Source organism: Pedobacter sandarakinus, assembly GCF_026240095.1.
Classification (GTDB): domain Bacteria; phylum Bacteroidota; class Bacteroidia; order Sphingobacteriales; family Sphingobacteriaceae; genus Pedobacter; species Pedobacter sandarakinus.
Map to the genome: position 1 here is coordinate 1 of NZ_JAPIVG010000001.1, position 14,732 is coordinate 14,732.

General features: G+C 39.4%; 11 protein-coding genes. 5 read left to right on the forward strand and 6 right to left on the reverse strand.

The window, feature by feature from the left end; genetic code table 11:
* Positions 1–183: 183 nt before the first annotated feature.
* Positions 184–1,605 (reverse strand): APC family permease, encoded by a 1,422-nt coding sequence (locus OQ268_RS00005; RefSeq protein WP_265854002.1) that lies wholly within the window; start codon positions 1,603–1,605, stop codon positions 184–186.
* Between the two features lie 238 nt (positions 1,606–1,843).
* Between OQ268_RS00005 and OQ268_RS00010 the strand changes: the two genes are divergently transcribed.
* From OQ268_RS00010 to OQ268_RS00025, 4 genes are all read left to right on the forward strand, one after another.
* Positions 1,844–4,090 carry a sodium-translocating pyrophosphatase gene (locus OQ268_RS00010; RefSeq protein ID WP_265854003.1) on the forward strand — a complete coding sequence of 749 codons (2,247 nt, stop codon included), beginning with the start codon at positions 1,844–1,846 and terminating at the stop codon, positions 4,088–4,090.
* A 130-nt stretch (positions 4,091–4,220) separates the two neighbouring features.
* The gene (locus tag OQ268_RS00015) at positions 4,221–5,678 is read left to right on the forward strand and encodes an amino acid permease (protein WP_265854004.1); all 1,458 of its coding nucleotides are present in this window, start codon (positions 4,221–4,223) and stop codon (positions 5,676–5,678) included.
* Between the two features lie 92 nt (positions 5,679–5,770).
* Positions 5,771–7,105: a porin gene (locus OQ268_RS00020; RefSeq protein WP_265854005.1), complete on the forward strand. Its 1,335-nt coding sequence runs from the start codon at positions 5,771–5,773 to the stop codon at positions 7,103–7,105.
* 76 nt (positions 7,106–7,181) lie between these two features.
* Positions 7,182–7,748, forward strand: a complete 567-nt coding sequence (locus tag OQ268_RS00025) for a MarC family protein (RefSeq protein WP_265855149.1) — start codon at positions 7,182–7,184, stop codon at positions 7,746–7,748.
* 150 nt (positions 7,749–7,898) lie between these two features.
* Here the strand turns inward: OQ268_RS00025 and OQ268_RS00030 are convergent, their stop codons facing one another.
* From OQ268_RS00030 to OQ268_RS00050, 5 genes are all read right to left on the reverse strand, one after another.
* Positions 7,899–9,059 carry an RsmB/NOP family class I SAM-dependent RNA methyltransferase gene (locus OQ268_RS00030; protein WP_265854006.1) on the reverse strand — a complete coding sequence of 387 codons (1,161 nt, stop codon included), beginning with the start codon at positions 9,057–9,059 and terminating at the stop codon, positions 7,899–7,901.
* Positions 9,060–9,073: 14 nt separating this feature from the next.
* Complete coding sequence (locus tag OQ268_RS00035) at positions 9,074–10,288, reverse strand: ABC transporter substrate-binding protein (protein ID WP_265854007.1); 1,215 nt, start codon at positions 10,286–10,288, stop codon at positions 9,074–9,076.
* Positions 10,289–10,391: 103 nt separating this feature from the next.
* On the reverse strand, positions 10,392–11,921 hold the full coding sequence (gene guaA, locus OQ268_RS00040; protein ID WP_265854008.1) for a glutamine-hydrolyzing GMP synthase: 1,530 nt from the start codon (positions 11,919–11,921) through the stop codon (positions 10,392–10,394).
* A gap of 74 nt (positions 11,922–11,995) precedes the next feature.
* A complete protein-coding gene (locus OQ268_RS00045; protein WP_265854009.1) occupies positions 11,996–12,454 on the reverse strand; it encodes a deoxycytidylate deaminase in 459 nt (152 codons plus the stop codon).
* Between the two features lie 61 nt (positions 12,455–12,515).
* Positions 12,516–13,949 (reverse strand): MFS transporter, encoded by a 1,434-nt coding sequence (locus OQ268_RS00050; RefSeq protein ID WP_265854010.1) that lies wholly within the window; start codon positions 13,947–13,949, stop codon positions 12,516–12,518.
* Positions 13,950–14,091: 142 nt separating this feature from the next.
* On the opposite strand from OQ268_RS00050, the gene OQ268_RS00055 reads away from it, so the two are divergent.
* Positions 14,092–14,718: a LysE family translocator gene (locus tag OQ268_RS00055; RefSeq protein ID WP_265854011.1), complete on the forward strand. Its 627-nt coding sequence runs from the start codon at positions 14,092–14,094 to the stop codon at positions 14,716–14,718.
* The last annotated feature ends 14 nt before the right edge of the window (positions 14,719–14,732 follow it).

Here is a 14,732-nt window from a genome sequence, read left to right on the forward strand (position 1 = left end):
AAAAGCATTGCGGGTGTAACTAATTTAAACCCGAATGGTGCGGAAATACTTTTTGTGGCACTAAAAAAGCCCAGGCATTTTCGTGCCTGGGCGGTTAGTTTTTTACTGCCTTTAACAAAAAGATTGCAGCGAATGCGGGACTTCTGCAACAAAAGCACCACCGCAACTGATTTTCTGATGTTATTAATCTTCTACTTCTTTTGGTTTGGAAAGATAATATATAGGTATGCCAATGAGCATGATGCCTACCCCCCAACCGCAGGTGCTGGTTTTGAATACTAACAACCCGACACAAATTGCCAATGCTACCAGGATGTAAAAGGCTGGCAAAATGGGGTATCCGAATGCTTTGTAGGGTCTCTCTGCATTAGGCATTTTTTTACGCAAAATGAAAATGCCGTAGATGGTGAGGATGTAAAAAATCATTACGATAATGATTACAAAATCTAACAAATCGCCATATTTTCCGGTTAAGCAAAGTGCAGAAGCCCAAAAGCATTGCACCCAAAGTGCCCAACTAGGTACGCTTGCTTTGTTTAGAACAGCGGCTTTCCTAAAGAATAAACCGTCTTTTGCCATGGTATAATATACTCTTGCCCCTGCCATAATTAGACCATTATTACAGGCAAAAGTCGAAACCATGATCATAACGGCTATAATATATGTGCCAATACTACCAAAAATTGGTTGTGCAGCAGCAACGGCTACTCTATCGTCTGCCGCAGTGGCAATTTCCTGAATTGGCAATACCGCCAAATACATTAGGTTAGCCAAGATATAGATTACACTAACGATGAAAGTTCCCAAGAAGAGGCTTAGGCCTACATTACGTTCGGGATTTCTAATTTCACCGGCAATGAACGTTACGCCATTCCATGCGTCGCTACTAAAAAGAGAACCAACCATGGCTGCAGCAATACCCGATAAGAGTGCTTTGCCTGCAACGGCAGTCCACTCGCCTGTAGCGGTATCGAAATTTCTGGTAGACCAGGCATCTGCCCAATTGGCATTCCAGATTTCTGCATTCGCAGCAAGGGAGAAACCGAAGATAATTAACCCAAAAAGGGAAAGAATTTTAATGATGGTTAAAATGGTTTGTAGAATTTTACTGTCTTTTACGCCTTTGCTATTAATATAGGTTAATAGTATAATGGTTGCAATAGAAACCAGTTGTGCTGCGTTTAACTTAAAGCTGCCGCCATCGTACAAAATATTTTTATCGCTGAGTGGTGCATATAAATAAGCGGCGAATTTGGAGAACGCTACACCTACCGCAGCAATTGTACCAGTTTGAATTACAGCAAAGAAACTCCATCCATACAAGAATGCAATTAGTTTATTATAAGCTTCTTTAAGGTATACATATTGCCCACCAGCTTTAGGAAACATAGCGCTTAATTCCCCGTAACTTACTGCAGCAATTATAGTTACCACAGCGGTGAGTGCCCAGATTAAAATAAGCCAGCCAGCGGAACCTACCTGCCTGGTAATGTCTGCGCTAACAATAAATATGCCTGAGCCAATCATTGAGCCCACAACAAGCATTGTACCATCAAAAAGGCCAAGCGCTCTTTTGAACGTTTGGTCCTGAGGTTCCTTCTCCATAAATTAAGTTTAGTTTGTGGCTAATTTATTTAAAAAAAATAAAAAGCCACTTGTAATGTTGTATTATTTTGGTGTTATAGAAATTAAATTATGTGAGCAAGCTAAATATTTAACCACAAGGCAATAAAATTATTATATTGCTAGACTATAAAGCAATTTTTTTAGAAACCTATGTTCTAATGTGAATGAGCGTAACAAAAGAGCATATTAAACAAAAACCAATAACCAAATATTAACTATGGATTTTTTACAAAACAATTTAATTTACTGTATCCCGGCATTAGGCCTAGTTGGGATAATTGTTATGCTGATTAAAAGTGCCTGGGTAAATAAGCAAGATGCGGGAGACAAGAACATGCAGGAACTTGCTGGATACATTGCAGATGGCGCAATGGCTTTTCTTAAAGCAGAATGGAGAGTGCTTAGCATTTTTGCAGTTTTTACAGCAGGGTTGCTGGCGTATTCTGGCTCTATCACTGAAATTAAAGGTGTGGCGATGCACTCAAGCTGGATTATTTCGATATCGTTTATAATTGGTGCTGTGTTTTCTGCAACTGCAGGGTACATCGGAATGAAATCGGCTACTAAAGCCAATGTTAGAACTACACAAGCGGCAAGAACCAGTTTAAAGCAAGCCTTAAAAGTATCGTTTACGGGGGGCACTGTGATGGGTCTCGGTGTTGCAGGACTTGCGGTGCTTGGCCTAGGAAGCTTGTTCATTGTTTTTCTACAAATATTTAATGTAACCAATGCTAATAGCGTAGAGATGCGCACCGCTATTGAAGTACTAACCGGCTTTTCATTAGGTGCTGAGTCGATTGCTTTATTTGCAAGAGTAGGTGGCGGAATCTACACTAAAGCTGCAGATGTTGGTGCCGACTTAGTGGGTAAGGTTGAAGCGGGAATACCTGAAGATGACGTTCGCAATCCTGCAACTATTGCTGATAATGTAGGTGATAACGTTGGTGATGTAGCTGGAATGGGTGCCGATTTATTTGGGTCTTATGTAGCAACGATTTTAGCAACGATGGTATTGGGACAGGAAATTACGGTTACCGATAAATTTGGCGGCATGTCGCCAATTTTGTTACCCATGGTAATATGCGGTTTAGGGATCATCTTTTCGATTATAGGAACTTGGTTTGTAACAATAAAAGATGAGAAGTCTAATGTGCAAAATGCATTAAATTTCGGCAATTGGTCTTCTATTGTAATAACAGCTGTTGCATCTTTCTTTATAGTGAGATGGATGCTACCTGAAACATTAAACCTTCGCGGCTATGAATTCTCGAGCATCAATGTGTTCTATGCTATTATTGTAGGGTTAGTGGTAGGAACGATTATGAGTGTTGTGACAGAATATTTTACTGCTATGGGCAAAGGACCTGTTAATTCGATTATTCAGCAATCATCAACCGGGCATGCCACAAATATAATTGCAGGCTTGTCTGTGGGAATGAAGTCTACAGTGATCCCTATTTTAGTTTTGGCTGGAGGAATTATGCTTTCTTATCATTTAGCAGGACTATACGGAGTGGCCATTGCAGCTGCAGGAATGATGGCTACTACTGCAATGCAGTTAGCAATTGATGCATTTGGACCAATTGCCGATAATGCTGGAGGGATTGCAGAAATGAGTCAATTGCCACCTGAAGTACGTGAACGTACAGATAATTTAGATGCTGTAGGGAACACTACCGCTGCTACAGGAAAGGGCTTTGCGATTGCATCTGCTGCATTAACATCTTTAGCTTTATTTGCTGCCTTTGTTGGTATAGCGGGCATTACAGCCATCGACATTTATAAGGCACCAGTATTGGCTGGTTTATTTGTTGGCGGAATGATTCCTTTTATATTCTCGGCCTTATGTATACAGGCGGTGGGGAAAGCAGCCATGGATATGGTGCAGGAAGTTCGCAGGCAGTTTAGAGAAATACCAGGAATTATGGAATACAAGGCTAAGCCAGAATACGAAAAATGTGTGGCTATTTCTACTAAAGCATCTATTCGTGAGATGATGATGCCGGGGGCGATTGCTTTGATCACACCGATTATTGTCGGTTTTACTTTTGGTCCTGAAGTTTTAGGCGGGTTGCTAGCTGGGGTAACTGTGACAGGCGTTTTGATGGGCATTTTTCAGAGTAATGCAGGTGGAGCCTGGGATAATGCTAAAAAATCTTTTGAACAGGGGGTGATGATTAATGGCGAGATGTTCTACAAAAAATCCGAACCACATAAGGCATCTGTTACAGGGGACACCGTTGGAGATCCCTTTAAAGATACCTCTGGACCATCAATGAACATTTTAATCAAGTTAATGTCTATCGTTTCTTTAGTTATTGCTCCATATATCGCTGTAAAGGCAGAGGCTACAATTGACAGGCAAGAAATTCGCAAAGAAATAAGGGTAGAACAAAAAACTGATGCTTCTGGGCGTATGTTTACAGATACTTTGGTGAATGAAACAGACACATTGAATAGATAACTGTAAAAACATAGATATAATAGTATTGAAAAAGGGATTTTGTAAACATCCCTTTTTCTTTTTGGTAATTTTTAATTAGGTTTACCGCTTATTATCATAAAAATCAACAAACAAAAAGACTAAACGAATTATGAATCTAAAAAAGCCTATTGATGTGCTTATAGCAGAATCTGCTGAAAGTGGAGAAGGAACGCTCAAACGTACATTAAGTAGCACGAGTCTTGTGGCTCTGGGTATCGGAGCTATTATTGGTGCCGGTTTATTCTCATTGACAGGTATTGCAGCTGCCGACCATGCAGGCCCGGCGGTAACGTTATCATTTGTGTTAGCGGCCGTAGGTTGTGCGTTTGCGGGATTGTGTTACGCTGAGTTTGCTTCGATGATACCTGTTGCAGGAAGTGCTTATACATATTCTTATGCAACCATGGGTGAATTTATGGCTTGGGTAATAGGATGGGATTTAGTATTAGAGTACGCACTTGGTGCTGCCACCGTTGGGGTTTCCTGGTCGGGATATTTCAATAAATTACTTCATGAATTTGGCATGGAAATGCCGCTCTTTTTATCGAAATCTTTCGCTGAAGTGGATGGCGGTGGTATAAACCTGCCAGCAGTTGTGATTGTTTCACTATTGTCGTTAATGTTAATACGCGGAACAAAAGAATCTGCAAGTCTTAATAATATTTTAGTAATTGTAAAGGTTGCCGTAGTAATTCTTTTTATTGCATTGGGATGGAAATTTATAAACCCAGCCAACCATACACCTTATATACCTGCAAACACCGGTGTTAAAGGTGAGTTTGGTATTTCAGGTATTGCAGCGGGAGCTGCCTTAGTTTTCTTCGCATTTATCGGCTTCGATGCCGTTTCTACCGCTGCACAGGAAGCTAAAAACCCACAAAAGGGAATGCCAATTGGTATTTTAGGATCACTTGTTGTGTGTACAATATTATATGTTTTGTTTGCCCATGTGATGACTGGCTTAGTGCCCTTTTCAGTATTTAAAGGTGATGCATCTCCGGCCGCTACCGCGTTCAAAGTAACTGGCTATACCTGGTTGCAGATGGGATTAATCATTGCTATTTTGGCGGGATATACTTCGGTAATTCTTGTAATGCTTATGGGTCAATCGAGGGTTTTTTATACGATGTCTAAAGACGGCTTATTACCAAAATTCTTCAGTGATATTCACTCTTCTTTCAGAACTCCTTTCAAAACCAACTTATTTTTCATGGTTTTCGTAAGTATTTTTGCGGGATTTGTACCTGTTACGGATTTAGGCCACATGGTGTCAATTGGTACGTTATTCGCCTTCTCTTTAGTATGTATTGGCGTTATGTTACTTCGCAAAACTGATCCGGATAGACCAAGACCATTCAAAACACCATTGGTTCCATTTGTTCCAATTATGGGCGTAGTTGTTTGCGTGTATTTAATGTCTTCATTACCGATAGAAGCATGGATAAGGTTGGCGATATGGATGGGATTAGGCGTTGCTATCTATTACTTTTATGGCAAAAAGCATTCTGTTTTAAGAAACAAGGGGAAGGTTGTAGAACCAGTAGATCCGCCAAGACCTAAATTATAAAGTTTCGAAAACTATTTCAAGCCCCGACTAAATCGGGGCTTTTTTTATGTTAAATAATTGTTAATAAATTATCTTTGCGGAAAACCGCAAATATGAATCTGCAATTAATATCTATTAAATTAAAACTCCTGCTTCCGGCAATTGCTATTATAATGATATCTAGCCAGGCATTTGCACAGCGAACAATTAATGATGTAATGGATTCGACTACGGTGAACCATTTGCTAATTATCTCAAAAAAGTATGGGTCTTTGTCGTTTAGTGGTTATATGCAACCTCAATTTCAGGCTGCGCAAAGTAATGGTACATTAGCAGAATATCAAGGAGGAAATTTCGGGGAGTTTACCAATAACCGGTTTCGATTAAGAAGAGGAAGATTACGTGCAGACTATATGATGCTTACTGAAGACGGAGCACCGTCTACCTACTTTGTATTGCAGTTTGATGGCACAGAACAAGGCGTTAATATCAGGGATTTTTGGGGGAGATATTATGAAAACAAATGGAAGATTTTAGCCGTTACGCTGGGCCTATCTGGGCGTCCATTTGGAAACGAGCTACAGCTATCATCATCTGTGAGGGAAGCTCCAGAGCGGGGGCGCATGTCGCAAATCTTAATGAAAACCGAACGCGATTTAGGTGTTACTTTTACCTTCAATCCTAGATGGAAAGATGCCAAACTGAAAAACATTGTTTTTGATTTGGGCATATACAATGGCCAAGGCTTGGCAGGCCCGGCTGAATTTGACAACAGTAAAGACGTAATCTTGCGGTTGAGTCATAAACCCTATGTAGTTAAAGGCTTACCGTTTTCTGTTGCCGGAGGAATTAGCACCTTGCAAGGTGGTCTTAATCACCGGCTGCCGGTTAGTTACAAAATGGAGCAAGTAGACCAGCTCTGGAAGATGGTTAAGGATTCATCGTCGAGTACCATAAATAAAGTTGCGCCCAGGAGATATTACGGAGCGGATATTCAATTCGCTACCACAACCGAAAGTTGGAAATCTGAACTGAGAGCAGAGTTAATAAGCGGTTTACAAACGGGAACATCAACAACATCTACCACACCAGGTTCTTACCCGGTAGACAATAAAGCAATTGCACTACCCTATTATACCCGGAATTTTAGTGGTGCATATATTACTTTTGTACAAACCTTAAATAGCACAGATAATCAAATTATCTTAAAATATGATTATTACGATCCAAATACGAAGGTTAAAGGCTTTGCTGTGAATAGTCAAGGATTATCTGCCGCAGATGTTCGGTTCGATACGTTTGGTTTTGGATTTCTTCATCATTTTAATCCGCATTTTAAAGCGGTCTTGTATTATGACGTGATTAGAAATGAGGCTACTCAAATTCCTGACTATACATCAGATCGTAAAGACAATATTTTCACCCTAAGAACACAATTCTATTTCTAATATTAATTTCTAACCAAAGGTTTTAAACAATTTGCGCTACCTTTGCCACAAATTGTTCCGTATGAAACTTGATTTTATGAAATTCGATTTTAACCAAATCTTAACCACAACGATGGTTATTTTTGCTATAATCGATATCCTGGGCTCCATACCCGTTGTGATTCAACTGCGGAAAAAAGCTGGCCATATCGAATCTGAAAAAGCCTCAATAGTAGCCACCGGACTTATGATCTTGTTTCTATTTCTAGGTGAATCGCTATTGAAAGTAATCGGCTTAGATGTAGAATCTTTTGCCATCGCCGGATCTTTTGTAATATTTTTTATTGCGATGGAGATGGTTTTAGGCCTAACCATTTTTAAAGAAGAAGCACCGGAAACCGTTTCAATTGTTCCGCTGGCCTTTCCTTTAATAGCCGGAGCGGGTACCATGACAACGCTACTATCATTAAAAACGGAATATCAAACCCAAAATATTTTAGTAGGCATAGTACTTAATATGCTTTTCGTTTATTTTGTACTAAAAAATACGGAACGACTGGAAAGATTGTTTGGCAAAACCGGATTAAACATTCTACGCAAAGCATTTGGTGTAATCTTACTGGCAATTGCGATAAAATTATTTAGAAACAATACCGGATTGTGATGTAACATTGCCAGATTGCCAGCATCTAAACAGCAAAGCAACTGAAATGAAAAGCTTTGAAGACTATACATTAGTTATCGGTGGGCTTGCAGTTTTGATTGAGGCCGCTAAATACCTCAAAAAGAAAATAAGGGCTTGGTATGGCCATGCTTAATTCATTATCAGTCTGGCAACAAACATGGTATCAGCCCGGTGTTCATAACCTTTTACAACTTCCATTTTTTCCAGGGTCAAGGGCAAATGTTGTAAAAGGTGCACCACAACCTGTTCATTTTCCTGGGCAAATGCCGAGCATGTGATATAGATTAACGGCTTTCCGGGTTTCAGGTATTTGCAAACATTTGTGGCTATAGCCTTCTGAATACTTGCAAAATATTCGATCTTAGTTTCATCAAAGAATGTGAGCATTTCTGGAGTCCTACCCCAGGTTCCCGAACCCGTACAGGGTGCATCTAAAATAATCCCATCGAACTGGTAATGATGCAATATTTGATCGTTGTTTTTTAAAAGATCTAATTCTTTTTTATGGTACTTCCTAATGCCCGCCAAGCGAAACCGTTCATCTAAGTTTTGTAACACACTTTCACGTAAATCGGTGACCAAGAGCTCAATATTGGATTCTAGGCTATTTAAAAGCAAGGACTTGCCACCAGAGGCAGCACAGGCATCCCACCATTTATCCCATTTTTGTGGTTTGAAATATGTTCCGGTAAATTGAGAAGAGAGATCCTGAACTTGGTAAGTACCATCTTTTAAGATCGATTCTAACTTTGTACCATTGGGAAGGGCTAGCGCGGTATCCGTAAGTGCCCGAGCATCAATTTCTGCATGGCTTAATTGTTGCAAAGCTTCGTCTTTGATGCCTGGCATTACCCGTATAAATAAATCAGGCTGAGCAAAAAAAGAAGCATTAAATGTTTCCTTATGGATACTTTCGGAAAGATAAGATTGGAATGGATAAATATCTTCAAACCGAAAATCGGGATAACGTTCAGTGATCAACTCGATTTTACGATGTAGTGGTAATAAGATTTTATCAGACCAATCGGGATAGAACGCTGCTACAATCGGGCTTAAGGTATCGTGGCAGAGGAAATCTGCAATACATAGTCGTTCGTTACTATCCAAATTTTTTAGTGCCGTTCCGAGCCGAAAGAAACTATAAAGATGACGGGTTGCCCATCTCCTATCTGCCGACCCCATTTGCTTATTTTGCTTGAAGTAAGTAGGAAGGAAGCGATGCAAAGGCAATTTACCATCGTAAGCGTCTGCAATTAGTTCGAATGCCCTGAGTTGGTGAGTTGCTTTCATATTATAAACGGCAATTAATTAACTGGTTCCAGCGCAAAATTCCTAAACCTTAAAAGCGTTAAACTGCTGTTTACGTAACCATATTTATCATCGAAAACGAAAGAAAAATTATTATGCAACCCTTTGTATTTCATTTTAGTAAGATAATTACGATAATCTTCGCCGTGCTCGCTAATCAATTTTCCAAAATAGAAGCCTACATCAAATCCCTTAAAAGCATATTCTCCGGGTTCGAAACCAAAATTAAATCGGTATTTTTTAATGAAAGCGACAACCCCGGCATTTTTGTAATCAATTTTATAAGAAGAACTGATGATGGTATTGAGTGCTTGCATCTTATCAGTGGGATAATTTTGCTTCATCCAGTTAGGGTGACCAAATAAGTTGATATCATAGGCACCGTTTGGATTATTCTTTAGTCTGAACAGCTTATCAATTGTGGGTTGCACAAATGCCCGATCTGCAGACGTTACTACAACCGCATAACGTTTACCTTTTTGCATTTTGGTTTCGAATGCAAAAGCAGAGGCATACTCTTGAACTAAAAACTTACCATTTTGCTTGATCGTTTCGCGAAGTGGTGCTGCAAAAGCCTCGTCATCTGTTTTTTTAGGATTGATGAGTACCACGATGCTATTTCCCGGATTAAAATTCCTCGTTATATAACTTGCGACGGTTTTTGCATGCAACGAAATATTGTTTACTATTGATATTAGATTAGGATTATTAAAATCTGCTGGATTGGATGCTGCCAATGGCGACACTACCAATACATTATTTTCTTTCGCATAGTTTGCAATGAATTTCAATCCATCAGGAAAGACTGGTCCAACAATCAGATTGCTGGTTTTAAACCTTTCGTTCTTAAACAAAGAGGCGATATGTGCATTGTCATCCTCGGTATCAAAAACGTTTAATTTGAAATTTAGTCCGCTTGCTGCTGCCGAATCTATCCCCAATTTAAACCCCTGGTAAAAATCTATAGGCATAGCAAATTTCTCAATATCAGATTTAGTTGCTGTTTTAAGGTTTATTTCATCTAACTGAAATGGAACTAATAGCGAGATGTTAGCCTGAGAGAACTTCTTAACAGGCTTTTTTTCAGCTGGTTGTTCTTTCTCTATTGGTTTCGGCACTGTTGGTTTTTTTGGCGTAAGTGTTTTTGGAGAACATGCACTCAGCATAATTATCATCGAAACCAAAAGCCAGTAACCTTTTTTAAAATTCATTCCTAGGTGTTTTAACGAAATATGCTAGCAAAGTTTATTCCACCTTGCTAGCATACTAAATTTAACGGCAATAAGTTTGGCTTTTAAACCAACATCATCTTATTTATTCCCACTCTATTGTAGCTGGTGGTTTTGAGCTAATATCATAAACCACCCTATTTATACCTTTTACTTTATTGATGATTTCGTTAGAAATTTTGGCCAATACCTCATAAGGCAGGTGACACCAATCGGCTGTCATTCCGTCTACAGATTCTACAGCACGTAGGGCAATTACATTTTCATAAGTTCGCTCATCTCCCATTACTCCAACAGACTGTACCGGTAAGAAAATTGAGCCTGCTTGCCATACCTTGTCGTACAAACCAGCGGCCTTGAGTTCATTGATATAGATGGCATCTGCATCTTGCAGAATAGCTACCGTTTCGGCAGTTACCTCTCCCAAGACTCGGATGGCCAAGCCTGGTCCTGGAAATGGGTGTCGACCCAAAATAACATCATCAATACCCAATGCTTTACCTACGCGGCGAACCTCATCTTTAAATAAAGTTTTTAGCGGTTCTACTACTTTCAATTTCATGAAATCTGGCAGTCCCCCAACATTATGATGAGATTTGATTGTTGCAGACGGGCCATTAACAGAAATCGATTCGATTACATCAGGATAAATGGTCCCCTGACCGAGCCAATTCACTCCCGTAACCTCGTGAGCAGCGTCATCAAAAACCTCTATGAAAACTCGCCCAATAGCTTTACGCTTAAGTTCCGGGTCTTTCAAACCTGCCAGTTGACTTAGGAAACGATCTTTGGCATCTATACCTTTAATGTTTAAGCCCATATGCTTGTATTGCTCAAGCACTTGTTCGTATTCGTTCTTACGTAATAACCCGTTATCAACAAAAATACAATGAAGGTTTGCACCGATGGCTTTATGAAGCAAAACAGCAGCAACACTACTATCTACACCACCAGATAACCCAAGTACCACCTTATCGTCGCCGATTTTCTCTTTCAGCTCTGCAACAGTAGTTTCAATAAATGATGCAGAAGTCCAGTCTTGATTGCAGCCACAAATATCAACTAAAAAGTTTTCTAACAGGACTTTACCATCTATGCTATGTGTAACCTCTGGATGGAATTGAATGGCGTATGTATTCGAATCCTTAATATGATAAGCTGCGACCCTTACGCTATCGGTGCTGGCTATCAGCTCGAAGTGATCTGGAATATTGGTGATCGTGTCGCCATGGCTCATCCATACCTGAGAATCGATATTGATGCCTTTAAAAAGCTTATTTTCCTGGTCTACAAAACTCAAGTTTGCACGGCCATATTCGCGGGTTGATGATGGCTGAACATCGCCACCAGATTTCTGGGCTATGTATTGTGCGCCATAACATACCGCCAATAACGGATATTTGGTATGGTACTTTGATAAATCGATTTGTGGTGCATCGTCTTGACGAACAGAATAGGGACTACCTGAAAAGATAACACCTTTTACATCTTCTGTAATTTCTGGGAGATTATTAAATGGGTAAATTTCACAGTAAATATTTAGTTCGCGAACCCTACGGGCGATGAGTTGTGTAAACTGCGAACCAAAATCGACGATAATGATTTTTTCTTGCATCCGCAAAGTTAGCGATTTGATTTGAGATTTATGAGGTGAGATTTAGAACAAATTTAATATCCATCCTTCTCTAGTTAACCTGCTAATAACTTCACCTCTACGCCAAACTTTCTTAAAAAATCTACGCCTTCATCGTTTGTTAAACCTTTATAGGCTGCGTAAGATTTAGCATAGTAAACCAGCTTAATTCCTGAAGAAAGAATTAACCGGGCGCAGGCGATACATGGCGACAAAGTGGTATATAATGTACAACCCTCTATTTTTGATCCATTCTTTGATGCATATAGAATTGCATTTTCTTCTGCATGTAAGGCCAGGGAGCAGCTCCCTTTGCTATCTCTAGCGCAACCTTGTCCTGGCCATTCCTCATCGCAGTTATGTGTACCTGCTGGAGGGCCGTTGTAGCCAATAGAAATTATCCTTGTGTCTTTCGTTAAAACGGCTCCCACGTGTGCCCGCACACAATGCGATCGTGCAGCCAAATCGGTTGCCAAATTCATGAAAATGGTATCGAAACTCAGTTTTTCGCTCATAAGAGAAATAAAAAAGCCACAAAGATGTTTCTTCGTGGCTGTAAAATTAGTTTATAATAAATTAATGTCCGCCAGCAATTTTCTGATCGAAATTTATACCCTGAGATTTTAAAATTCCACTTACTTTCCATGCGTAAAACGCCAAGTAAGCAAAGCAGATGATTCCTACCACATAACTATATTGAATGCCTGTAAATTCCGATACTGCGCCTTGTAACCAGCTAATAATACCTCCGCCCATAATCATCATAATTAAAAAGCTACTACCCTGACTTGTATGTTTACCTAAACCACTTACTGCCAAAGTAAATATACAAGGCCATAATGTGCTACAAAACAAACCAACACTTGTAATGGCATAAACGCTGACCATACCTGTTGTAAACATACCTATTAATAATGCCGTGATTCCTATTGATGAAAAGATCAAAAGCATCCTGGCAGGATTACCTTTGCTGGCCATATCTGCAGCAATCAATACTAAAATGATGAGGCCATATACATAGAACGGTGCTAAATCATGCTTAGCAATTGCGTTTACTGCTAGAAAAATAGCGAAAGCTAAATAGGGTGCAATAAATCTTAATATTTTTTGTGTTGATACATTATCGGTGAAAGCCTCAACTGCACCTGTCCATCTACCAATCATCATACTTGCCCAATAAAGTGAAATATATGGAGCTATGTCTTTAATTTCAAAGCCTAGATCCTTCTCCATGTAAGCTGGCAAATTACTTGCTGTAGAAACTTCTACTCCTACGTAAACAAAGATGGCAATCATACCAAGAACTAGCTGTGGGTATTTCAACGCAGAGCCTTTTTGTCCAAGATCTTCAACTTTAGCTTCAACTAACGTCGGCCGATCTGGCAATGAAGAAAGTTTTAGGAAGACGGCAACCGCAAGAAATGCAGCACCAAGAATGAGATACGGAATTTTCACACTCTCCACGCTGATATCTGAGGTAGCATTTGCCGCAGAGCCAAAAATAGCGAAACTAACAACCAATGGGCCAATTGTAGTACCAAAATTATTGATACCACCCGCCAATGTTAAGCGCTGAGATCCGGTTCTTATCGGACCCAATGCAATAGCCAGCGGATTTGCAACCGTCTGTTGAAGTGAAAATCCTAATGCCACAATAAAGAGGCCAGATAACATTAGTGGAAACGAAGCTAAATTAGCCGCAGGGTAAAACAATAATGTTCCAACAGCAGAAATAAATAAGCCTAGTGCCAGAGAGTTCTTGTAACCTAGTTTGTTTACTAAATCCTGTTTCATTAAAACAGATATACCATTATAAATAAGGGCACCTACAGTATAAGCAATATAGAATGCTAGAGATACAAGCTGACTCTCTGCCTGCGAAAGATCGAAAGCTTTTTTAAATACAGGTATTAGAATGTCGTTACTTGCGGCCACAAAGCCCCAAAAAAAGAAAACGGTAACTAAGGGTATAAATTGGCCCCATTTGGTTTGTGCTTGTTCTGAACTCATTTTTTAATTTAGTTTAATGGGGCTAAACATAATTAAAAAAAAATTAAAAACCGGTAACTTTTATGCAATGCATGCAACAAAAATAAATGCTAGTTGTTTAGGTATAAAATTGCATATTCGCATATTATAAACAATACAATACATGTTTGAAGCCATTTTATTAGGTATTGGGGCAGGGATTATTTCGTCGTTTTTAACAGGTCCGGTATTTTTTGCAATGATAAAAACCAGTATAGAAAGAGGCTTTAAAGCCGGTTTCTCTTTAGCTATTGGTGTTATAATAAGTGATGTTATTTTAATCGCTTTAGTGCTTTTCGGGAGTCAGTTTTTCGACTACAAGGCAGATTTTGATAAATATGTTGGGGCAATTGGTGGCATCTTCCTCCTAGCGGTTGGCATTTATTACCTGGTCTCAAGAATGAAGGTCGAATACGATTCTACAACACTTCAGAAAGTTAGCAAAAGAGGTTTTGTACTTAAAGGTTTTCTCATGTGTATCCTTACACCCTCAACCTTAATGTTTTGGATTATAGTAAGTGGGATTATCTCTGTGAAGTTAAATAACATGCTAAATGAAAAGCTGGTATGTTTTTTTATTGCAATGGCTACGCAACTAAGTATAGACGGTGCCAAGAGCTTCTACTCAAGCAAGCTTCGTTACAGAATTAAAGAAGATGCCTTGAGAGCGCTTAACAAAATAGCCGGCATCATTATCATCATATTTGCCTTTTGGTTAATTTACAAAACTTACATTCAATTTTACGCATAACAAGCTGGTGCAGA